General features: G+C 68.3%; 18 protein-coding genes and 2 tRNA genes. 3 read left to right on the top strand and 17 right to left on the bottom strand.

Features of this window, described 5'->3' with window-relative positions:
* Positions 1 to 51: 51 nt before the first annotated feature.
* From rodA to OH809_RS28545, 9 genes are all read right to left on the bottom strand, one after another.
* On the bottom strand, positions 52 to 1,242 hold the full coding sequence (rodA, locus tag OH809_RS28585) for a rod shape-determining protein RodA (protein ID WP_406419394.1): 1,191 nt from the start codon (positions 1,240 to 1,242) through the stop codon (positions 52 to 54).
* Positions 1,242 to 3,416 (bottom strand): penicillin-binding protein 2, encoded by a 2,175-nt coding sequence (mrdA, locus tag OH809_RS28580; RefSeq protein WP_406419396.1) that lies wholly within the window; start codon positions 3,414 to 3,416, stop codon positions 1,242 to 1,244. The genes rodA and mrdA overlap by 1 nt, the downstream gene beginning before the upstream one ends.
* Positions 3,417 to 3,474: 58 nt before the next feature.
* Positions 3,475 to 4,134: a rod shape-determining protein MreD gene (gene mreD / locus OH809_RS28575; RefSeq protein WP_406419398.1), complete on the bottom strand. Its 660-nt coding sequence runs from the start codon at positions 4,132 to 4,134 to the stop codon at positions 3,475 to 3,477.
* An 11-nt stretch (positions 4,135 to 4,145) separates the two neighbouring features.
* Positions 4,146 to 5,183 (bottom strand): rod shape-determining protein MreC, encoded by a 1,038-nt coding sequence (gene mreC, locus OH809_RS28570; protein WP_406419400.1) that lies wholly within the window; start codon positions 5,181 to 5,183, stop codon positions 4,146 to 4,148.
* 109 nt (positions 5,184 to 5,292) lie between these two features.
* On the bottom strand, positions 5,293 to 6,312 hold the full coding sequence (locus OH809_RS28565; RefSeq protein WP_037698738.1) for a rod shape-determining protein: 1,020 nt from the start codon (positions 6,310 to 6,312) through the stop codon (positions 5,293 to 5,295).
* A 290-nt stretch (positions 6,313 to 6,602) separates the two neighbouring features.
* A complete protein-coding gene (gene ndk / locus OH809_RS28560) occupies positions 6,603 to 7,016 on the bottom strand; it encodes a nucleoside-diphosphate kinase (RefSeq protein WP_037698740.1) in 414 nt (137 codons plus the stop codon).
* 93 nt (positions 7,017 to 7,109) lie between these two features.
* Positions 7,110 to 7,466: a DUF4233 domain-containing protein gene (locus OH809_RS28555; RefSeq protein ID WP_406419402.1), complete on the bottom strand. Its 357-nt coding sequence runs from the start codon at positions 7,464 to 7,466 to the stop codon at positions 7,110 to 7,112.
* A gap of 4 nt (positions 7,467 to 7,470) precedes the next feature.
* Positions 7,471 to 9,003 carry a bifunctional tetrahydrofolate synthase/dihydrofolate synthase gene (folC, locus tag OH809_RS28550; protein ID WP_406419404.1) on the bottom strand — a complete coding sequence of 511 codons (1,533 nt, stop codon included), beginning with the start codon at positions 9,001 to 9,003 and terminating at the stop codon, positions 7,471 to 7,473.
* A 312-nt stretch (positions 9,004 to 9,315) separates the two neighbouring features.
* Positions 9,316 to 11,937 (bottom strand): valine--tRNA ligase, encoded by a 2,622-nt coding sequence (locus OH809_RS28545; protein ID WP_406419405.1) that lies wholly within the window; start codon positions 11,935 to 11,937, stop codon positions 9,316 to 9,318.
* Positions 11,938 to 12,077: 140 nt separating this feature from the next.
* Here OH809_RS28545 and OH809_RS28540 point away from each other — a divergent pair, with 140 nt between their 5' ends.
* Positions 12,078 to 13,124 (top strand): hypothetical protein, encoded by a 1,047-nt coding sequence (locus OH809_RS28540; protein WP_406419407.1) that lies wholly within the window; start codon positions 12,078 to 12,080, stop codon positions 13,122 to 13,124.
* 75 nt (positions 13,125 to 13,199) lie between these two features.
* Here OH809_RS28540 and clpX read toward each other — a convergent pair whose 3' ends face one another.
* From clpX to OH809_RS28515, 5 genes are all read right to left on the bottom strand, one after another.
* Positions 13,200 to 14,498 carry an ATP-dependent Clp protease ATP-binding subunit ClpX gene (clpX, locus tag OH809_RS28535; RefSeq protein ID WP_030921263.1) on the bottom strand — a complete coding sequence of 433 codons (1,299 nt, stop codon included), beginning with the start codon at positions 14,496 to 14,498 and terminating at the stop codon, positions 13,200 to 13,202.
* Between the two features lie 157 nt (positions 14,499 to 14,655).
* Positions 14,656 to 15,339: an ATP-dependent Clp protease proteolytic subunit gene (locus tag OH809_RS28530; protein WP_030921266.1), complete on the bottom strand. Its 684-nt coding sequence runs from the start codon at positions 15,337 to 15,339 to the stop codon at positions 14,656 to 14,658.
* A gap of 47 nt (positions 15,340 to 15,386) precedes the next feature.
* Complete coding sequence (locus OH809_RS28525) at positions 15,387 to 15,992, bottom strand: ATP-dependent Clp protease proteolytic subunit (protein WP_051956806.1); 606 nt, start codon at positions 15,990 to 15,992, stop codon at positions 15,387 to 15,389.
* A gap of 297 nt (positions 15,993 to 16,289) precedes the next feature.
* On the bottom strand, positions 16,290 to 17,684 hold the full coding sequence (gene tig / locus OH809_RS28520; RefSeq protein WP_406419409.1) for a trigger factor: 1,395 nt from the start codon (positions 17,682 to 17,684) through the stop codon (positions 16,290 to 16,292).
* 150 nt (positions 17,685 to 17,834) lie between these two features.
* A tRNA-Pro gene (locus OH809_RS28515) sits at positions 17,835 to 17,911 on the bottom strand.
* Between the two features lie 165 nt (positions 17,912 to 18,076).
* Between OH809_RS28515 and OH809_RS28510 the strand changes: the two genes are divergently transcribed.
* Positions 18,077 to 18,150: transfer RNA gene (locus tag OH809_RS28510), tRNA-Gly, on the top strand.
* Positions 18,151 to 18,236: 86 nt separating this feature from the next.
* On the opposite strand, the gene OH809_RS28505 is transcribed toward OH809_RS28510, so the two are convergent.
* Positions 18,237 to 18,431 carry a hypothetical protein gene (locus OH809_RS28505; protein ID WP_037698756.1) on the bottom strand — a complete coding sequence of 65 codons (195 nt, stop codon included), beginning with the start codon at positions 18,429 to 18,431 and terminating at the stop codon, positions 18,237 to 18,239.
* A gap of 480 nt (positions 18,432 to 18,911) precedes the next feature.
* Between OH809_RS28505 and OH809_RS28500 the strand changes: the two genes are divergently transcribed.
* On the top strand, positions 18,912 to 20,066 hold the full coding sequence (locus OH809_RS28500) for an acyltransferase family protein (RefSeq protein WP_406419411.1): 1,155 nt from the start codon (positions 18,912 to 18,914) through the stop codon (positions 20,064 to 20,066).
* A gap of 5 nt (positions 20,067 to 20,071) precedes the next feature.
* Here the strand turns inward: OH809_RS28500 and OH809_RS28495 are convergent, their stop codons facing one another.
* Positions 20,072 to 20,578, bottom strand: a complete 507-nt coding sequence (locus OH809_RS28495) for an HD domain-containing protein (protein WP_406419413.1) — start codon at positions 20,576 to 20,578, stop codon at positions 20,072 to 20,074.
* 289 nt (positions 20,579 to 20,867) lie between these two features.
* The gene (locus tag OH809_RS28490; protein ID WP_406419415.1) at positions 20,868 to 22,013 is read right to left on the bottom strand and encodes a PP2C family protein-serine/threonine phosphatase; all 1,146 of its coding nucleotides are present in this window, start codon (positions 22,011 to 22,013) and stop codon (positions 20,868 to 20,870) included.
* Positions 22,014 to 22,022 lie beyond the last annotated feature (9 nt).

The following is a 22,022-nucleotide window of genomic DNA, read 5'->3' as shown; positions in this document are numbered from 1 at the left end:
CTAGTCGCGTTTGCCCCCTCCCGGCAGGGGGCCGGGCGGATCCTCACCTGCTCAGGCCGACATCGGCCGCTGCACCCGGATCGACTGGAGCAGTCCGATGGCCACCCAGACGGCGAACATCGACGAACCTCCGTACGACACGAACGGCAGCGGGAGTCCGGCGACCGGCATGATACCGAGCGTCATCCCGATGTTCTCGAACGCCTGGAAGGCGAACCAGGCGATGATTCCGGCGGCGACGATCGTGCCGTACAGCTCGGTGGTCCCGCGGGCGATCCGGCAGGCGCGCCACAGGACGACGCCGAGGAGGACGAGGATCAGTCCGGCACCGAGGAAGCCGAGTTCCTCGCCCGCGACGGTGAAGACGAAGTCGGTCTGCTGCTCGGGAACGAACTGGCCGGTGGTCTGGGTGCCCTGGAAGAGGCCGGTGCCGGTGAGTCCGCCGGAGCCGATGGCGATGCGGGCCTGGTTGGTGTTGTAGCCGACGCCCGCCGGGTCGAGCGCCGGGTTGGCGAAGGCGGCGAAGCGGGCGATCTGGTAGTCGTCGAGCAGGCCGAGCTGCCAGACGGCGACGGCTCCGGCCGCACCGGCGCCGAGGAGTCCGAAGACCCAGCGGTTCGACGCGCCGGAGGCCAGGAGCACGCCGAGCACGATGACGGCCATGACCATCACGGAGCCGAGGTCCGGCATCCCCATGACGATCACCATGGGGAGGAGCGCGAGACCGAGTGCCTTGGCGACGGTCCGGTGGTCGGGGTACAGCTGGTCGCCCGCGTCGACGCGGGCGGCGAGGATCATCGCCATCACCAGGATGATGGTGATCTTGGTGAACTCGGACGGCTGCAGGGAGAAGCCGCCGCCGATGATGATCCAGGCGTGGGCGCCGTTGACGGTGGCGCCGAGCGGGGTGAGGACCGCGAGGACCAGGAGCACCGAGAGACCGTAGAGGACCGGGACGGCGCCGCGCAGGGTGCGGTGGCCGAGCCAGATCGTGCCGACCATCAGGGCGAAGCCGATGCCGGTGTTGAGGGCGTGCCGCAGCAGGAAGTAGTACGGGTCGCCGTGGTTGAGGGAGTCCCGGCCGCGGGTCGCCGAGTAGACCAGGGCCGCGCCGATGAGGGAGAGCGCGACCGCGGAGCCGAGCATCGGCCAGTCGAGCCGGCGCACGACGGAGTCGCGGGCGGTGAGTCTGCCCCAGAGGCCGCGGTCGGGGGCGTACCGGGAGACGGAGAAGCCGGCCATCAGTCGCGCCTCCCGAGCACCGCGGCGAGTGTCTGCTCCTCCGGGGTCTTCTGCGAGTTCGGGTCGTAGGGCTTGATCGTCGGGGCGTCGATCGTGCCGTCGTGCTGGATCTTGGGCAGGGTCTTCTGCGGGGTGGGCAGCAGCGCCTTCTTGAGGTCCTGCTTGCCGGAGTCGTCGAGTCCGTAGAGCGCGTCGTAGATGTTGCGGACGGCGGGCCCGGAGGCGCCGGAGCCCGTACCACCCTGGGAGATCGTCATGACGACCGAGTAGTCCTTGGTGTACGTGGCGAACCAGGAGGTCGTCTGCTTGCCGTAGACCTCGGCCGTGCCCGTCTTGGCGTGCATCGGGATCTTGTCCTGCGGCCAGCCGCCGAATCGCCAGGCGGCGGTACCGCGGGTCGCGACACCCGCCAGCGCCCCCTCCATCTGCTTCAGGGTCTTGGCGCTGGCCGGCAGCTTGCCGTGCGAATGGGGCTCGATCATGCGGACGTTCTTGCCGTCGGGGCTGACGATCGCCTTGCCGACGGTCGGGTCGTAGAGCCTGCCGCCGTTGCTGATCGCGGCGTAGATGGTCGCCATCTGGATCGGGGTGACGAGGGTGTCGCCCTGGCCGATGGAGTAGTTGATCGCATCATAGGCGTGCAGCTTCATGCCCTCGAGGCAGTTCTCGTGGGCGAGCACGGTGCCGAAGTCCTTCTTCTTGGGCCATTTCTTGCCCTGTTCGCACCAGGCGTCCTTGTTGGCCTTCCAGAAGTCCTTCTTCCACTGGCGGTCGGGGACCCGGCCGGTGACCTCGTTGGGGAGGTCGATGCCGGTCTCCTTGCCGAGGCCGAACTGGTGGGCGGTCTTGAAGAACCAGTCCTTGGCGTTCTTCTTGGGCTTCAGCCCGCCGTCCTTCTGCCACTGCTGGTGGCCGAGGGCGTAGAAGACGGTGTCGCAGGAGACCTCGAGCGCCTGGCCCAGGGTGATCGCGCCGTGGCTCTGCGATTCGAAGTTCTTGTAGACCTGGCCGTCGGCGCTGTACGAGCTGCCGCAGGTGTAACGGCCGTCGAACGAGTAGCCCGCATTGACCGAGGCCGCGGTCGAGACGACCTTGAAGATCGAGCCCGGTGCGGCCTGGCCCTGGATGGCCCGGTTGAGCAGCGGATAGTTGGACTTCTTGCTGGTCATCCGGGCGTAGTCCTTGCCCGAAATGCCGCCGACCCAGGCGTTGGGGTCGTAGTCGGGGTTGGACGCCATCGCGACGACTCGGCCGGTCTTGGCCTCCATGACGACGACGGCGCCGGAGTCGGCCTTGTAGTTCTGGTCGGTGTTCTTGTCGAAGGTCTTACGGGCCGTCTTCATGGCCTCGTTGAGCTCGTACTCCGCGATGGCCTGGACCCTGGCGTCGATGGAGGTGATGACGCTCGATCCGGGCTCCGCCTTGTCGTCCTTAGCCTGGCCGATGACCCGGCCGAGGTTGTCGACCTCGTAGCGGGTGACACCGGCCTTGCCGCGCAACTCCTTGTCGTACGTGCGCTCCAGGCCGGAGCGGCCGACCTGGTCGGAGCGGAGGTACGGCGAGTCGGTGTTCCGGGCCTTGGTGATCTCTTCGTCGGTGACGGGCGAGAGGTATCCGAGGACCTGGGCGGTGTTCGCCTTGCCGGGCGAGGCGTAGCGGCGTACGGCAGTGGGTTCGGCGGTGATGCCGGGGAAGTCCTCGGCGCGTTCGCGGATCTGCAGGGCCTGCTGGGTGGTGGCCTCGTCGGTGACCGGGATCGGCTGGTACGGCGAGCCGTTCCAGCAGGGCTGCGGGGTCTTCGCGTCGCAGAGCCGGACCTTGTCGAGGACGTCCTTCGGCTTCATGTCGAGCACATCGGCGAGCCGGGTCAGAACGCCCTTGCCGTCGTCGTCCATCTTCAGCAGCTCGGTGCGGCTGGCGGAGACGACGAGGCGGGTCTCGTTATCGGCGAGGGGCACGCCGCGGGCGTCGAGGATGGAGCCGCGGACGGCGGGCTGGACGACCTGCTGGACGTGGTTGCTCTTCGCCTCGTCGGTGTATTCCCGGCCGTTGCGGATCTGGAGGTACCAGAGGCGGCCGCCGAGTGTCAGCAGCAGGGAGAAGACGAGGACTTGGATGACGATGAGCCTGATCTGGACCCGCTGGGTCCGGCCCGTCTCCGGAATGTTGCTCACAGGGCGCCCCCGGTGGTCGGGCCGGGTGTCCGGGGGGTGCCCCCCGGGAGATACAGCCTCACAGTCGCTTGACTCCCTTGATCCGTCCGGCCCGTGCCGCCCGGCCGCGGGCGACCTTTACACGCAGTCCGCCGCGCTGGCTGCCGATCCTGAGTCCGGTGCCGGAGGAGAGCCAGCCCGAGGCCACGTCGCCGCCGGAGGGCTCGGACAGCGGGTCGTTCCCGGTGCGTCTGGCGAGCGCCATGATCAGTGGAACGGTGAACGGCGCGAGAAGCAGATCGTAGACAGCGGCGGTGAACACCAGGCCGCCGAGGCCGACATGACGGGCGGCGGTGTCCCCGACGAGGGCGCCGACGAGGGCGTACAGCAGCGTGGATCCGATCGCGGCGGCCACGACCACGGCCATCGGGGCGAACGCGGACTTGAGCCGGCCGTTCTCCGGCCGGGCGAGTCCGGCGAGGTAGCCGATGATGCACAGGACCATGGCGTAGCGCCCGGCGGCGTGGTCGGCGGGCGGCGCCAGGTCGGTGAGGAGCCCCGCTCCGAAGCCGATCAGGGCACCGGCCACATGCCCGTACACGAGGGAGAGGCCGACGACGACGAGAAGCAGCAGGTCGGGGACGGCGCCGGGGAGTTGGAGGCGCGCGAGTACCGAGACCTGGACGACCAGGGCGATCACGACCAGAGCGGTGGAGAGCAGAGTCCGGTTGAAGCGCATGGGAATCAGCTCTACCTCTGCTCGTTGACCGCGTTGCCGGTGGTTCCGGTGGGGCTGGGACTCCCACTGGGACTGCCGCTCGGGGTCCCGTTGACGTTCCCCACGACCTTTCCGTTGGTGTCGACGATGTCACCGTTGGGCGAGATGGTGACGGTGACCGTCGGGGTGGGGGTGGGTTTCGGTTTGGCGGGCTGTTTCGGCAGGACCATGTCGCGCGGGTCCTCGCGCGGTGCCTGGACGACGACGCCGACGATGTCGAGCCGGGTGAAGCCGGCGTACGGGCGGACATAGACGGTACGGGTGAGGTCGCCGCCGGACGGGTCGACGCGGACCACCTCGCCGACCGGGACTCCGGGCACGAACGGCTTGTTCTTGCTGGAGCCGAAGGTGACCAGCCGGTCGCCCTTCTTCACCTTGGCCTTGCCGTTGAGGAATTGAACGGAGAGCGGGCGGTCGCCCTGGCCGGTGGCGAAGCCGAGTTCGTCGGTCTTCTCCATCCGGGTGCCGACGGTGAAGTCGGGATCGATGGCGAGGAGCACCGTCGCGGTGTCCGGGCCGACGGTGGTGACGCGGCCGACGAGTCCGTCGCCGTTGATGACGGTCATGTCGCGCCCCAGGCCGTCGTTGGAGCCCGCGTCGATGGTGACGGTCCAGGAGAAGCCCTGGGCCGCTCCTATGGCGATGACCTCGGCGGCCTTGATGCCGTACTGCCCAGCGGCGGACTTCTTCAGCATCTTGTCGAGTTCGCGCACCCGGTTGCGGTTGCGGTCGTCGCTGCCGAGCTTCGTCTTCAGCGCGGTGTTCTGCTGTTCCAGGGCGGCGATCCGGTTGTGCCGTTCACCGGAGTCGCGGATCGCCCCTATGGCATTGCCCACCGGATCGACGGCTGCCGCAACGCCGTTCTCGACCGGGCCGAAGGCCGTTGCGGCGGCCCGCCGGGCGCCGTCCACCGGTGACTCCTCGCCGCCGCGGATGTCCACCGTAATCAGTGCGAATGCGATGGCGATCAGCAGCACCAGGAGCAGCCGGCTCTCTCGTGTGTCCCTCACGTGCGGCGGCCGTGCCTTCCTCGTCGGAATGTTCGTGCCTGTATATCAACGATCCGCCGTACGGGGCGGCAGCGCCCGTACGGCGGACCGCTGTGTTGTCGTTCCGGTGCTACCTGCGGGGCTGGGCGTCCAGCACCTGCTGGAGCGCCTCGAACTCCTCGACACACTTACCGGATCCGAGTGCCACCGAGTCCAGCGGGTCCTCGGCGATGTGGATCGGCATGCCGGTCTCCCGGCGCAGCCGCTCGTCCAGTCCGCGCAGCAGCGCGCCGCCGCCGGTGAGGACGATGCCGCGGTCCATGACGTCGCCGGAGAGCTCCGGCGGGCACTTGTCGAGCGTGGTCTTCACCGCGTCGACGATCGCGTTGACCGGTTCCTCGATGGCCTTGCGGACCTCCGCGGCGGAGACGACGACCGTCTTGGGCAGTCCGGAGACCAGGTCGCGGCCGCGGATCTCGGTGTGCTCGTCCTTGTCCATGTCGTACGCCGAGCCGATCGTGATCTTGATCTGTTCGGCGGTGCGCTCACCGAGGAGGAGCGAGTACTCCTTCTTGATGTGCTGGATGATCGCGTTGTCCAGCTCGTCACCGGCGACCCGGATCGACTGGGCAGTGACGATTCCGCCGAGCGAGATCACGGCGACCTCGGTGGTGCCGCCACCGATGTCGACCACCATGTTGCCAGTGGCCTCGTGGACCGGCAGCCCGGAGCCGATGGCCGCGGCCATGGGCTCCTCGATGATGTGCACCTGCCGCGCCCCGGCCTGCGTCGACGCCTCGATGACGGCGCGTCGCTCGACCCCGGTGATGCCCGAGGGCACGCAGACGACGACCCGCGGGCGGGCCAGGTAGCGGCGCTTGTGGATCTTCAGGATGAAGTAGCGGAGCATCCGCTCCGTGATCTCGAAGTCGGCGATCACGCCGTCCTTCAGGGGCCGTACGGCAACGATGTTGCCCGGTGTACGCCCGATCATCTTCTTGGCCTCGGAACCGACCGCCAAAATGCCGCCGGTGTTGGTGTTGATGGCCACGACGGACGGCTCGTTCAGCACGATGCCGCGCCCCCTGACGTACACCAGCGTGTTGGCAGTCCCGAGGTCGATAGCCATGTCACGGCCGATGAACGACATTGAGTTCCCCTTGTTCCCCATGAGGATGCGTCGGGCCTTCCCAAGAAGCGGTTATGGCTTGTTTTGGTAGGCGAGGTGAGCGCTGCGGGCGTGGAAGATTCCATCGTAGTGCCGTATTCACGGACACCGCGCGAGGGTCCTTCGCCAGTCTGGGCGGAACGGGTGGCCGTTCCACTCATGGTGACGTTACGTCGGAGGGATGCGTTCCCGCGATCGGGGACCCTATGCCGAAGGGCGACCGAATTACTTCGGTCGCCCCGGCTCATGAGCGCTGTTTGGCTGATCCGCGGTCAGGAAAGTCCCGGAAAGAACAGCTTCAGTTCTCGCTCTGCGGACTCCTCGGAGTCCGAGGCGTGGATGAGGTTCTCACGGGTGATCGTGCCGAAGTCGCCACGGATGGAGCCGGGCGCGGCGGCGATCGGGTCGGTCGGGCCGGCCAGGGCACGGACGCCCTCGATGACCCGCTCGCCCTCGGCGACCAGGACGACGACGGGGCCGGACTGCATGAACTCGACGAGCGGCTCGTAGAACGGGCGGCCGACGTGCTCGGCGTAGTGCTGCTCCAGGGTCGCACGGTCGAGCGTGCGCAGCTCCAGCGCGGTGACCTGCCAGCCGGCCTTGCGCTCGATCCGGCCGACGATCTCGCCGATCAGCCCACGCCTGACAGCGTCGGGCTTGAGAAGGACGAGGGTGCGCTGAGTCATGTGCGGCTCCTTGAGGGCATGCGGGTGCGGTGAGGCGAGGTTACAGGGGCGCTGAGACGGGCCGGCGGCCGGGTTTGCCCGCCGTGCCCGGCTTCAGCCACCGGCCGGAGCTTCGGTCGCCGCCTGTGCCGCCCAGCGGGCCTTCGCCTCGTCGATCTTGCGACCGTAGTGCACCGAGGCCCACCACAGTCCGCCGAAGGCCAGCCCCAGGATGAACATCATCGGGACGACGAACCCGCTGGCGACCAGTGCGACCTGCAGCGCCCAGCCGAGCGCTGTGCCGCCGGGGCGGGTGATCATCCCGCAGAGCAGGACGGAGAGCAGCATGCCGATGCCGCAGACCGTCCAGACGGTGGTGTTCGACAGGTCGTCGGACTTCATCGCAACGAGTCCGGCGAAACCGATCACAAAGAATTCGCCGATCAGGGTCGACGCGCAGAGCGTACGCACAGGGTCAGTACCTTCCCAGAAGCAGCCGGGCCTCGCCGACCGTGATCACGGAACCGGTCACCAGGACGCCGGCGCCCGCGTACTCGTCCTCCTCCTCGGCGAGGGTGATCGCCGCCTCCAGTGCGTCGTCGAGGCGCGGCTCGACCTGGACGCGGTCGCCGCCGAAGACCTCGACCGCGACGGCGGCCAGTTCGTCTGCGTCCATCGCGCGGCCGCTGGAGTTCTGGGTGACGACGACCTCGGCGAAGATCGGCTCGAAGGCTTCGAGGAGCCCCCGGACATCCTTGTCGTCGCTGGCGCCGACCACGCCGATCAGCCGGGAGAAGCCGAACGCCTCGGACAGCCCGTCGGCGGTGGCGCGGGCGCCCGCCGGGTTGTGGGCCGCGTCCAGGACGACGGTCGGGCTGCTCCGGACGACTTCGAGGCGGCCCGGCGAGCGGACCGAGGCGAAGGCCCGGCGGATCGTGTCGATGTCGAGCGAGCCGGACTGCTCGGCGCCGATACCGAAGAACGCCTCGACCGCGGCGAGCGCCACCGCCGCGTTGTGCGCCTGGTGGGCGCCATACAGAGGGAGGAAGACCTCTGTGTACTCGGTGGCCGCACCCCCGAGGCCGCGCAGCGTCAGAAGCTGGCCGCCGACCGCGATCTCGCGGGAGACGACGCCGAACTCCATGCCCTCGCGAGCGACCGTGGCGTCGACCTCGACGGCCTTCTTCAGCATGACCTGCGCGGCGTCGACCGGCTGCTGGGCCAGGATGACGGTGGCGTCCTGCTTGACGATCCCGGACTTCTCACCGGCGATCTCGGCGGGTGTGGCGCCGAGCCGGTCGGTGTGGTCCAGCGAGATGGGGGTGACGACGGCGACCGAGGAGTCGATCACATTCGTCGCGTCCCAGCTGCCGCCCATGCCGACCTCGACGACCGCGACATCGACCGGCGCGTCGGCGAAGGCCGCGTACGCCATGCCGGTCAGCACCTCGAAGAAGGAGAGCCGGTAGGGCTGCTGGGCGTCGACCATCTCGACGTACGGCTTGATGTCGTTGTACGTCTCGATGAACCGCTCCGGGTCCATCGGCGAACCGTCCAGGCTGATCCGCTCGGTGATCGACTGGACGTGCGGCGAGGTGTAGCGGCCGGTGCGCAGCTCGAAGGCGCCGAGCAGGGACTCGATCATGCGGGCGGTGCTGGTCTTGCCGTTGGTGCCGGTGATGTGGATCGACGGGTACGCGTGCTGCGGCTCGCCGAGCACGTCCATCAGCGCGGCGATCCGCGACACGGACGGTTCGAGCTTCGTCTCGCCCCAGCGGCCGGCGAGCTCCTGCTCCACCGCGCGCAGCGCCTTGTCCACCTCCGGGTCGGCGGGTCGGGCGGGGACCTCGTCACCCGGGACCGGTCCCGAGGCCGTGCGCAGGGTGCGGCTGCCGGCCTCGATCACCGCCAGGTCGGGGTCGCGTTGGGTCGCTTCGTCGACGATCTCCGCGAAGGTGTCGTCGGACTCGGACGCGTCGTGCCGGTCTGAAGGGCGGGGCTCACTCACGGGTCCCAGTCTACGGATCGGGACGGACATCCGGCGCGGGGCCCGGCAACGGTCACGAATCGCCCGCCCGGGCCGCTGACGGCACGACGCGCCCGGGGGCACATGGTGGTCCCTGCCCTCTGAGCCCGACTGCGGCGCCCGAGCGGTGTGCGCCCCGGAGTCCGGGCGGACGACTGCCCTGCACCGCACACGCCGTACGAGCTGTACGAGCCGCTGCTACGGGTCCGGCCGCGGCGCGGGCGCCGGAACGGGTACGGCGAAGCCCCCGTATCCCTGGTCGGTCAGGGACACGGGGGCTTCGCGCTCAGATCATCAGCTCTGCGGCAGGTTCGCCAGCTGAGCGGTGATCCGCGCGATGTCCGCGTCGGCCTTGGCGAGCCGGGTACGGATCTTGTCGACCACGTTGTCCGGCGCCTTGGCCAGGAACGCCTCGTTGCCGAGCTTGGCGCTGGCCTGGGCCTTCTCCTTCTCGGCGGCGCCCAGGTCCTTCGTCAGGCGCTTGCGCTCGGCCTCCACGTCGATGGTGCCGGACAGGTCGAGGGCGACGGTGGCGCCCGCGACCGGCAGCGACGCGGTGGCGTGGAAGCCGTCACCGGCGGGCTGCAGGCGCAGCAGTTGGCGGATGGCCGCCTCGTGCGGGGCGAGTGCCGTGCCGGTCAGGGTGAGCTCGGCCGGGACCTTCTGGCCGGGCTGGAGACCCTGGTCGGAGCGGAACCGGCGGACCTCGGTGACGACCTGCTGGACGAGCTCGATCTCCTGCTCGGCGGCCGCGTCGCGGAAGCCGGAGTCCTTCGGCCAGTCGGCGATGACGACGGACTCGCGGCCGGTCAGCGTGGTCCAGAGCGTCTCGGTGACGAACGGGACGACCGGGTGCAGGAGCCGCAGCATCACGTCGAGGACCTCGCCGAGGACCCGGCCGGAGACCTTCGCCTGCTCGCCGCCCGCGAAGAACGTGGTCTTCGACAGCTCGACGTACCAGTCGAAGACCTCGTCCCACGCGAAGTGGAAGAGCGCCTCGCTGAGCTTGGAGAACTGGAAGTCGTCGTAGAACGCGTCGACTTCGGCGACGGTCTTGTTGAGCTTCGACAGGATCCAGCGGTCCGTCGCGGACATCTGCGACGGGTTGGGCAGCTCGCCCTCGATCGTGGCGCCGTTCATCAGCGCGAAGCGCGTGGCGTTCCAGATCTTGTTGGCGAAGTTGCGCGAACCCTGGACCCAGTCCTCGCCGATCGGGACGTCGGTGCCCGGGTTGGCACCGCGCGCCAGGGTGAACCGCAGGGCGTCCGAGCCGTACTTGTCCATCCAGTCCAGCGGGTTGACGACGTTGCCGAACGACTTCGACATCTTCTTGCCGAACTCGTCACGGACCATGCCGTGCAGAACGATGGTCTCGAAGGGCGGGACACCGTCGTTGACATACAGGCCGAACATCATCATCCGGGCGACCCAGAAGAAGAGGATGTCGTAGCCGGTGACGAGGACGGAGTTCGGGTAGAACTTCGCGAGGCTGTCGGTCTGTTCCGGCCAGCCGAGCGTGGAGAACGGCCAGAGGCCGGAGGAGAACCAGGTGTCCAGGACGTCGCTGTCCTGCTTCCAGCCCTCGCCCGTGGGGGCCTCGTCGTCCGGTCCGACGCAGACGACCTCGCCGTTCGGGCCGTACCAGACGGGGATGCGGTGACCCCACCAGAGCTGGCGCGAGATCGTCCAGTCGTGGAGGTTGTCGACCCAGTCGAAGTACCGCTTCTCCATCTCCTGCGGGTGGATCTTGACCTTGCCGTCGCGGACGGCGTCACCGGCCGCCTTGGCGAGCGGGGCGACCTTGACCCACCACTGGAGGGACAGGCGCGGCTCGATGGTGGTCTTGCAGCGCGAGCAGTGGCCGACGGAGTGGAGGTACGGACGCTTCTCGGCGACGATCCGGCCCTCGGCGCGCAGCGCGCCGACGATGGCGGACCTGGCCTCCAGGCGGTCGAGTCCCTCGAAGGGGCCGGGGACCGTGATGACGGCGCGCTCGTCCATGACCGTGAGGAACGGCAGGTCGTGGCGCTTGCCGATCTCGAAGTCGTTCGGGTCGTGCGCGGGCGTCACCTTGACGGCGCCCGTGCCGAACTCCGGGTCGACGTGGTGGTCGGCGACGACGGGGATCGTACGGTCGGTGAGCGGCAGCTTGATGTGCGTGCCGACGAGGTGCTTGTAGCGCTCGTCGTCGGGGTGGACGGCGACGGCGGTGTCACCGAGCATCGTCTCGGCGCGGGTGGTGGCGACGACGACGGTCGCGTCACCGTCGCCGTACTTCATGGAGACGAGCTCGCCGTCGTCGTCCTGGTACTCGACCTCGATGTCGGAGATCGCGGTCAGACACCGGGGGCACCAGTTGATGATGCGTTCGGCGCGGTAGATCAGCCCGTCGTCGTACATCTTCTTGAAGACGGTCTGGACGGCGGTGGAGAGACCCTCGTCCATGGTGAAGCGCTCACGGGACCAGGCGACGCCCTCGCCGAGGCGGCGCATCTGCCCGGAGATCTGGCCGCCGGACTCGTTCTTCCACTGCCAGACGCGCTCGACGAAGGCCTCACGGCCCAGGTCGTGGCGGGACTTGCCCTCCTTGCCGAGCTCGCGCTCGACGACGTTCTGGGTGGCGATGCCCGCGTGGTCCATTCCGGGCTGGTACAGCGCCTCGAAGCCCTGCATGCGCTTGCGCCGGACAAGGGCGTCGATCAGCGTGTGCTCGAAGGCATGCCCCAGGTGCAGGCTGCCCGTGACGTTCGGCGGCGGGATGACGATGGAGTACGGCGGCTTCTCGCTGTGCTCGTCGGCTTCGAAGTAACCACGTTCTACCCAGCGCTCATACAGCTTCCCCTCTACCTCGGCCGGTGCGTACTGGGTCGGCAGTTCGGGGTTGCTGGCTGGCGTCTGCTGAGTGTTCTCGGTCACGGGGGACAGTTTAGGGCCGTCACAGTCGTGCACTGAAACCGGTTTGTCGAGTAACGGTGTGACTCCCGTTGCTCCATGCGGGTGGACCTTCCGTCAGGATGTTCGGAACGCATAAGCATGACGAACAGGGGACACCGCAGATGAGCTACAACCAGCCGGGCCCGTACGGCGGGCAGCCTCCGCAGGGCCAGCCCGGACCGTACGGTGGCCAGCCGCCGCAGGGCCAGCCCGGACCGTACGGCAGCCAGCCGCCGCAGGGTCAGCCCGGACCGTACGGCCAGCAGCCGGGCCCGTACGGCGGCCAGCCGCCGCAGGGCGGCCAGCCGGGTTACGGGTACCCGCAGCAGGCCCCCCAGGGTGTTCCGCAGCAGCCCCAGCCGGGCTACGGCTACCCGCAGGCCCAGCAGCCGGGCCCGTACGGCCAGCAGCCCCAGGCCCCTTACGGCCAGGCGCCGTACGGCGGCCAGATGCCTATGCCCCCGGCCCAGCCGAAGAAGAAGACCGGCCTGATCATCGGCGGCGCAGTCGTGGCGCTGGCGGTCATCGCGGGCGGGGCGTACTTCCTGACGTCGGGCGGCGCCAGCAACAGCGACGTCGCGGACAGCACCAAGGGCTACAAGCTGACGCCGGCCGCCACGCTGGACGGCTACAAGAAGAGCCCCAGTGCTCCGGCGCAGTCGGGACCGATGACCGGCGCCGACAAGGCCAAGACCGAAGCTCTGGGGATCAAGAACCCCCAGCAGGCGGGCGCGGCGTACCAGGCCGGCTCCAAGGACAATCCGCTCGCCACCAAGTCCGTGACGCTTTCGGGTATCTGGGGCGATGTCACCGACCCGGCGAAGGTCATCGACAACTCCTTCAACAACGCGGAGTCGGACTTCAAGAAGGGCGACGACGGCATGGACGTCAAGCTCGTCGGCAGCGCCAACGCCGTCACACCGGCAGGGTTCGACGGCGCGCTGATGAAGTGCCAGAACATGAAGGTGATCAACAAGGACGGAGACGGTACCGCCGCAAAGGGCCCCAAGGAGTTCGAGATCCCCATCTGCGTCTGGGCCGACTACAGCACGGTCGGCGTCGTCACGGGCGTCGACGTGGCGCTCTCCATGGCGGGCAAGGGCATGTCCCAGGACGACGCGGCCGCCCTGACCGCCAAGCTCTACAACACATCCCGCACCAAGATCTGATCACGCGGCGACGCGGAAAAGGGGCGCCCGGCCAGTCACCTGGCCGGGCGCCCCTTCTCGTACCTATCGCTACCGCTACGCGGACTTCTCGTGGCGGCCGCCGTCGTTCTTGCCGATCGTCCGCGGCTCGCGCGGGACCAGCGTCGGGTTGACGTTGTTGCGGACCACGTCCGCTGTGATGACGACGCGGGCCACGTCCTTGCGGGACGGCACCTCGTACATCACGGACTGGAGGACCTCTTCCATGATGGCCCGCAGACCGCGCGCGCCGGTGCCGCGCAGAATCGCCTGGTCGGCGATGGCCTCCAGCGCCGGACGGTCGAAGTCCAGCTCCACACCGTCGAGTTCGAAGAGGCGCTGATACTGCTTCACCAGCGCGTTGCGCGGCTCGACGAGGATCTGCAGCAGCGCCTCGCGGTCCAGGTTGTGGACCGAAGTCAGCACGGGGAGGCGGCCGATGAACTCGGGGATCATCCCGAACTTCACCAGGTCCTCCGGCATGACCTCCTGGAACTGGTCGCTCGCCTCGATCTCGCGCTTGGAACGGATCGTCGCGCCGAAGCCGATGCCCTTGGCACCCGCCCGCGATTCGATGATCCGCTCCAGACCGGCGAACGCACCGCCCACGATGAACAGCACGTTCGTCGTGTCGATCTGGATGAACTCCTGGTGCGGGTGCTTCCGGCCGCCCTGCGGCGGCACGGAGGCGGTGGTGCCCTCCAGGATCTTCAGCAGCGCCTGCTGGACGCCCTCGCCGGAGACATCGCGGGTGATCGACGGGTTCTCGCTCTTGCGGGCGACCTTGTCGATCTCGTCGATGTAGATGATCCCGGTCTCGGCCTTCTTGACGTCGTAGTCCGCGGCCTGGATCAGCTTCAGCAGAATGTTCTCGACGTCCTCGCCGACATAGCCGGCCTCCGTCAGCGCCGTCGCGTCGGCGATGGCGAACGGAACGTTGAGCATGCGGGCCAGCGTCTGCGCGAGGAGCGTCTTGCCGGAGCCCGTGGGGCCCAGCAGCAGGATGTTGGACTTGGCCAGCTCGATGGCGTCGTCGCGGCCCTGCGCGCCGCCGTTCTCGCCCGCCTGGACCCGCTTGTAGTGGTTGTACACAGCGACCGAGAGGGCCTTCTTCGCGGGCTCCTGCCCGACGACGTACCCCTCGAGGAACTCGTAGATCTCGCGCGGCTTGGGGAGTTCCTCCCACCGCACCTCGGAGGTCTCCGCGAGCTCCTCCTCGATGATCTCGTTGCAGAGATCGATGCACTCGTCGCAGATGTACACACCGGGTCCCGCAATGAGCTTCTTCACCTGCTTCTGGCTCTTTCCGCAGAACGAGCACTTGAGCAGGTCGCCGCCATCACCGATGCGTGCCACGAGGTGCTTCCCCTTCGCCTGGGAGCAGCTTGGTGCAGCAGCTCCTGGTGCCTCTATCCGACGGTACCTTGCCTGGCCCCCCGTTCGGGCCCCCCTTGGCACGGTTCACACGGTCACAACCGTGTGAAACCACCGCACCAAGGGGCAAAGGCCGACGTCAGGCCATCGCTCCGGCCGCACTCTTGCGGGTGGAGACGATCTGGTCGACGAGACCGTAGGCGAGGGCGTCCTCGGCGGTCAGGATCTTGTCGCGCTCGATGTCGTCGCGGATCTTCTCCAGCGGCGTGGTGGAGTGCTTGGCCAGCATCTCCTCCAGCTGGGTGCGCATCCGCAGGATCTCGTTGGCCGCGATCTCCAGGTCGGAGAGCTGCTCGCGGCCGGTCTGCGAGGACGGCTGGTGGATCAGCACACGGGCGTTGGGGAGTGCCATGCGCTTGCCGGGCGTACCGGCGGCGAGCAGGACCGCGGCGGCGGAGGCCGCCTGGCCCATGCAGACCGTCTGGATGTCCGGCTTCACGAACTGCATCGTGTCGTAGATCGCGGTGAGCGCCGTGAACGAGCCGCCGGGGCTGTTGATGTAGATCGAGATGTCGCGGTCCGGGTCCATCGACTCCAGGCACAGCAGCTGCGCCATGACGTCGTTGGCGGAGGCGTCGTCGATCTGCACGCCGAGGAAGATCACGCGCTCCTCGAAGAGCTTCGCGTACGGGTCGTACTCACGCACACCCTGCGAGGTGCGCTCCACGAAGCGCGGCACGATATAGCGGTTGTCCACCTGCGGGCCGGTGTAGAGACCGCTCGCGGAGGCGCCGGGGAAGTTGTTCATGTGGGTGTTCACCATCCTGGTGGCGTTCTGGGGGCTGGGGCTGCGGGCTGGGCGGGCAGGGCTCAGGCCCCGGTGCCGCCGCCGCCCGGAACGCCCGAGGCGATCGTGATGATCTCGTCGATGAGGCCGTACTCCTTGGCCTCCTCCGCGGTGTACCAGCGGTCGCGGTCACCGTCGCGAATGATCGTCTCCACGGTCTGGCCGGAGTGGCGGGCGGTGATCTCCGCCATCCGCTGCTTCGTGCGGAGCAGGTACTGCGCCTGGATCTTGATGTCCGAGGCGGTACCGCCAATGCCGGCCGAACCCTGGTGCATGAGGATGTCGGTGTTCGGGAGCGCGAAGCGCTTGCCCGCGGTGCCACCGGTCAGCAGGAACTGACCCATCGAGGCCGCCATGCCCATACCGATGGTGACCACGTCGTTCGGGATGTACTGCATGGTGTCGTAGACCGCCATGCCGGCCGTCACCGAGCCGCCGGGGCTGTTGATGTAGAGGTAGATGTCCTTGTCCGGCTCCGCGGCAAGGAGAAGCAGCTGCGCCGTGATCTTGTTGGCGATGTCATCGTCGACCTGCTGACCGAGGAAGATGATGCGCTCGCCGAGCAGTCGACTGTAGACCTGGTCGCCGAGGCCACCACCGAGGGACGGCTCTCCGGCGACGTAAGGCATCAGATTCGTCACGTATCCACCTGCTCGTCTCTGACGGCTCCGGCCGTCTCAGCGTCTTCGTACCGGGCGGGCGGGACTCCCCTGCCCTTCCTATTCATGGACCCTAACGCGCAGGTAGGACAACGCCATCCCGCTTCCGCAACTGTTCGCTGGGAGCGCAAGCTGGGCAGTGCGCACAAGGGTTCCGCGGCACCGGGCGGGGAGCTCGGGGCCGGCTGCGCGGGACTCTGCGGCGAGACGACGACGGGCTCCGGACGCTCAGCGTCCGGAGCCCGTCGCACGGGTTCAGCGCGAGGCTCAGGCCTCGTTCTTCTCCTCGGCAGCGTCCTCGGTGGTGCCCTCGGCGGCCTCGACCGTCTCGATGGCCTCCTCGAGCTCCTCCTCGTCCTCCAGCTCGACGACCTCACCGTTGGTGTCGACGACCTTGGCGGCCTCGACGACCACAGCGAGCGCCTTGCCGCGGGCGACCTCGCCGACGAGCATCGGCACCTGGCCGCCCTCGACGACGGCCTGGGCGAACTGGTCGGGGCTCATGCCGGAGGAAGCTGCGCGCCGCATGAGGTGCTCGGTGAGCTCCTCCTGGTTGACGTTCAGCTTCTCCTTGTTGACGAGCTCGTCAAGGATGAACTGGGTCTTGATGCCCTTGATGGCCTGCTCGGAGGTCTCGGCATCGAACTCCTCGACCGTCTTGCCCTGGATCTCCAGGTACTTCTCCAGGGTCAGACCCATCTGGCCGAGCTGGTGGTGCTCCAGGTTGTGCTTGCGGGTCTGGACCTCGTCCGCGAGCAGCTTCTCGGGGATCGGGACCTCGGCGAGCTTCAGCAGCTCCTCGAGGACGCGCTCCTGGGCCTGGGTGGCCTGGTCGTACTGCTTGGTGTTCTCCAGGCGCGTACGGCTGTCCGCCTTGAGCTCGTCGAGCGTGTCGAACTCGCTCGCCATCTGGGCGAACTCGTCGTCCAGCTCCGGGAGCTCACGGGCGGCGACCGCGGTGACCTTGACGGTGACCTCGGCCTCCTTGCCCTCGGCCGAGCCGCCCTTCAGCTCGGAGGTGAAGGTGGCCTCGCCACCCGCCTCCAGGCCCGTGACAGCAGCGTCGATGCCGTCGAGGAGCTCGCCGGAGCCGATGGTGTACGAGACACCCTCGGCCACGCCGTCCTCCAGGACCTCGCCGTCGACCTTGGCCTGCAGGTCGATCGTGACGACGTCGCCCTCGGCGGCGGCGCGCTCGACCGGGTTGGTGGAGGCGAAGCGCTCGCGGAGCTGCTCCACGGCCTTCTCGACCTCTTCGTCGGTGACCTCGAGGGCGTCCACGGTGACCTCGATGCCGGAGTAGTCCGGGATCTCGATCGCGGGGCGCACGTCGACCTCGGCGGTGAAGGCCAGCAGCTCGCCGTCCTTCAGCTCGGTGATGTCGACCTCGGGCTGGCCCAGGACGTTGAGCTCACCCTCGTTGACAGCCTCGGTGTAGAACTTCGGGAGGGCGTCGTTGACGGCCTCCTCCAGCACAGCACCACGGCCGAACCGCTGGTCGATGACCCGGTTGGGGATCTTGCCCTTACGGAAGCCCTTCACCGTGACCTGCTGGTTGATCTTCTTGTACGCCGCGTCGAGGCTGTCCTTGAGCTCCTCGAAGGGCACCTCGATGCTGAGCCGAACCCGAGTCGGGTTCAGGGTCTCCACGGCGCTCTTCACGGTTCGGTCTCCTTGGTGGCTGACTTCTTGGGGTTCTGCTCGGCCACCGGACAGCGGCTCCGCGGATCGAGCCCGGTACATCAGACACGCGGGCACGCATTTTGCATAGTAACGGCAAGGGGGATGACTCCCACAATGCGATCTTGCTGGTGGTCGGGGTGGCCGGATTCGAACCGACGACCTTCCGCTCCCAAAGCGGACGCGCTACCAAGCTGCGCCACACCCCGTTGGTGCGACACGTAGGGTACATGCCGACAGGCGGTGCACGGGACGCCTTTCGGGGGCGGCGCGGAACGCGTCACCCCGTGCCGCAACCATGTGTGCGCAGACCGGCCGCGACCCGCTACGATGCTCTTCGTGCCGCGGTCCTCGTGACCTGCGGTGCGGTGCTTGCGGGCGTAGCTCAATGGTAGAGCCCTAGTCTTCCAAACTAGCTACGCGGGTTCGATTCCCGTCGCCCGCTCCATGCCACTCAGGGCCAGGCCGGAGGACATCCTCCGACCTGGCCCTGATGCGTTCGGTGACCCGCCCCACGGGCCGGCCGACGGTGCGTCAGAAGGAGATGTTGCTGATCGTCTCCGCTATCGAGTTCATGAACCTGTTGATCGACGGCGCCATGCCGGTCGATGCCAGGAAGAAGCCGAAGAGCACCGCGACGACCGCGGGTCCGGCCTTGATGGAGCCGCTGCGGATCAGGACCACCAGGATGATCGCCAACATCAGCACCACAGACAGTGAAATGGCCACGACTGATCACACCCTTGGTCGGTCCGCCTTGCCGGCCCGGAGGCGCGCATCCCGGCACTCCTCCGTTACGCCCATCGTGCCACCAACTCCCCCGTGGTTGCTGCCAGGTGACGCATCGCACTGTCCGGATCACGCCATCCTCACGCCCCGCGTGCGCGAGGCGCGCACCACCCTTCCGGCACGCCTGCCGGCGCTCCGCCGGAACCGTCCCGGGGCAGCGCAGGGGCCGTTCGGGGCCCGGATCAAATGGCGTGCGACTGTGATGGTTTCCATATCCACACACATCATTCACATGTATTTCGTCGAACTTGATGCGATGAAATTCACTCCCTCCAACTGCCTGGCAATATGCACCGTTTAAGGCGGATCAATCAGGTCATAGCGGGCATTTTTCGGTGGTTTCACTTTCGAATGGGCGGGAACACGCGATATCCGATGGCCGTTTTACGAATTGCATTCGAGACGCCTAAGGTGCTTTAGATGTTCCACGCTCCGAACGTATTTCAGAGGGACCCGATCTCCCCGGCGACCCGGGAGTCGGAGCCCAGACCGGACGGTGGCAGGACCACCACCGCGACAGCCCCCGCGCCGGTGGCGAACAAGCCTCCTGCGGCCGAGCCCGCGAAGCGGCGCGACGCCTACTTCGACAACGTCAAATACCTGGCGATCGTGCTGGTCGCCGTGGCGCACTCATGGGAACCCGTGATGGACGGGAGCCGGACCACCCGTGCGCTGTACATGGTTGCGTACACCTTTCACATGCCGGCGTTCATCATCGTCTCCGGCTATTTCTCCCGCTCGTTCGACCTGAGCGTCAAGAAGGTAAAACGCCTGGTCACCGGCGTCGCCGTGCCGTATGTGGTGTTCGAGACGGCGTACTCGCTCTTCAAGCGGTACGCGGACAACTCGCCGGACCATCCGATCAGCCTGCTCGACCCCTGGTATCTCACCTGGTTCCTGTGCGCGCTGTTCATCTGGCGGATCACCACGCCCCTGTGGCAGGCGCTGCGCCATCCGCTGCCCGTCGCGCTCGTCATCGCCGTACTCGCCTCGTTCTCCCCCACGATCGGCGACGACCTCGATCTCCAGCGAGTCCTGCAGTTCCTGCCGTACTTCGTGCTCGGTCTCCAACTGAAGCCCGAACACTTCCAGTTGGTGCGCCGACGCGAGGTGCGACTGCTGGCGCTTCCGCTGTTCGCGGGGGCCATCGTGTTCGCGTACTGGGCGGCGCCGCGGATGCAGTTGGGCTGGTTCTACCGCAGCAACAGCGCGCCGGAGATGGGCGCTCCGTGGTGGTCGGGTGCGGTGATGACGCTCGCGATGTTCGGCTGTGCGCTGCTGCTCACCGCCGGGTTCCTGGCCTGGGTGCCACGCCGGCACATGTGGTTCACGGTGCTGGGCGCCGGAACGATCTGCGGCTATCTGCTGCACGGGTTCCTGATCAAGGGCGTCGGCTATGCCGGGGTGTTCGACCGGTACCCGTGGCTCTCCGAGCCGGGTGGCCTGGTCCTCGTCTCCCTGGCCGCGGCCGCCGCGGTGACGCTGATGTGTACGCCACCCGTACGGCGGGTGCTGCGTTTCGCGACCGAACCGGACATGCACTGGGCCTTCCGGCGGGACGCCGCCAGGCTCTGAGTGGATCAGCCGCCCGCGGTGTTGGCCGGATCCGGCCGGTCGGCGGGCGGTTCGCCGGTGGTGAGCCCGAGCAGCGCGCGTACCTGCGCATATTTCGCGGTCAGCCGGGTATGCGTCGCCGGGTCCAGTACCGCGAGGCGGTCCGGATCGGCGTTGTGCGCGAGGTCGGACTCCTTGATCAGCAGGGCGCCCGGGGTGGCGAGGATGCGCCGGGTGTACGAGGCGAGGTCCTCGCCGTCCCGTTTGGTGACGGCGAGGACCATGTCCTTGACCTGCTGAGGCAACGCGGCGTCGGCCAGCCATTCTTCCGACAGCGCGTCGTCCTCGACGGCGTCGTGCAGCCAGGCCGCGGCGATCTGTTCGTCGCTGCCGCCCCTGATCCGTACGCCCTCCGCGACGGCGTGGAGGTGTTCGCCGTAGGGACGTCCCGCCTTGTCCGTCTGTGAACGGTGGGCCATGCGGGCGATTGCCTCGACTTCGGCCAGGTTCAGGTTCCTGCGCGGCGTGGTCATGGCCCGACTCTACGGACGGGCGGCCGTTCCGCGCAGGTCCGCACGGGCCGGGACCGTTGTGGCGGCGAGGCCGAGCCCGACGGTCGCGGCGACGAGCACCAGGGTGCTACCGGCGGTCGCACTGGCCGGCCCGGGTCCTGCCGGGGTCCTGCCGGGGTCCTGAGCGGGTCAGGCGCTCTCCGGGTGCGGGCCGCCGCGTCCCGCACCCGGAGAGCGGGCGTTGCCCCACGTTCGGGTGGCGGGCCGACTTCCCTTGACGGAAGCCCGGTTCAGGGCGGTTACGTACGGTTCAGGGGCGGCGGGACAGGAGCAGCAGTGCCCGGTCGTCGTTGACGTCCTTCGCGCACGCCTCGATCAGATGCCAGGCCGCGCCCTCGAAGCCGCTGACGACATAGCGGTCCGCCTCTCCGGTCAGCCGGTCGATACCGTCCGCGATGTCCCGGTCGGACGCCTCCACCAGGCCGTCCGTGAACAGCATCAGGACGTCACCGGGGGCCAGCGAGCCCTTCACCGCGTCGAACTGCGCCCCGTCGTACACCCCGAGCAGCGGGCCCTCCGCGGTCATCTCCTCCCAGTGGCCGCTTCCCGCGTGCAGCTGCACGGCGGGCGGGTGGCCCGCGGAGAGGAGCTCGTAGTCACCCGATTCCAGGTCCAGCACCAGGTGGATCGAGGTGGCGAAGCCCTCGTCCCAGTCCTGGCGGAGCAGATAGCCGTTGGCCGCGGGCAGGAAGCCGTGCGGCGGCAGTGAGCCGAGGAGACCGCCGAAGGCACCGGACAGCAGCAGGGCGCGGGAGCCCGCATCCATGCCCTTGCCGGACACATCGGTGAGGACGACCTCCAAGGTGCGGCCGCCGTTGGTGCGGGCCGCGACGACGAAGTCGCCGGAGAACGACTGGCCACCCGCGGGGCGCAGCGCCATCTCCCGGTGCCAGCCCTGCGGCAGGCGTGGCAGGGCGCTCTGCACCCGGATGCGTTCGCGCAGGTCGAAGAGCATGGTGCCGCCGCGTCGCCAGGGGACTCCGACCCTGGCCCGGAACTGGGCGAGGATCAGACCGAAGAAGCCGCAGGCCGCGACAACCAGGACGGTGCCCGGGGTGACCCGGGCCGACCCCTGTCCGTACGGGCCGAGCGCGACGGACTCCACGATCAGGGCCGCGGCAGCGGTCGCGTACAGCCCCAGCAGACTGGCCGGCCGCAGCAGCAGACCGCCCGCCACGATCGGCAGCACGAGCGCGGCCGGGGCGCACCACACCGCGTTCAGCAGCGTCCCGCAGGTGATCGCCGGGATGGTGAGCAGCAGTCCGGCCAGAGCGATCCAGTCGGAGCCGTCGCCACGGAAGTAGTCGACCCCGGATTTGCGCAGCGCGATGCGTGCCCGGTGCGCCGATTTCCGCAATCGGGCCGGGTACGAGTCTGCTCTTGCGCGACGGGCCATTGCGGGGAC

This window comes from Streptomyces sp. NBC_00873, assembly GCF_045207415.1.
Classification (GTDB): Bacteria; Actinomycetota; Actinomycetes; order Streptomycetales; family Streptomycetaceae; genus Streptomyces.
This window is presented reverse-complemented; position numbering and strand designations above follow the sequence as displayed.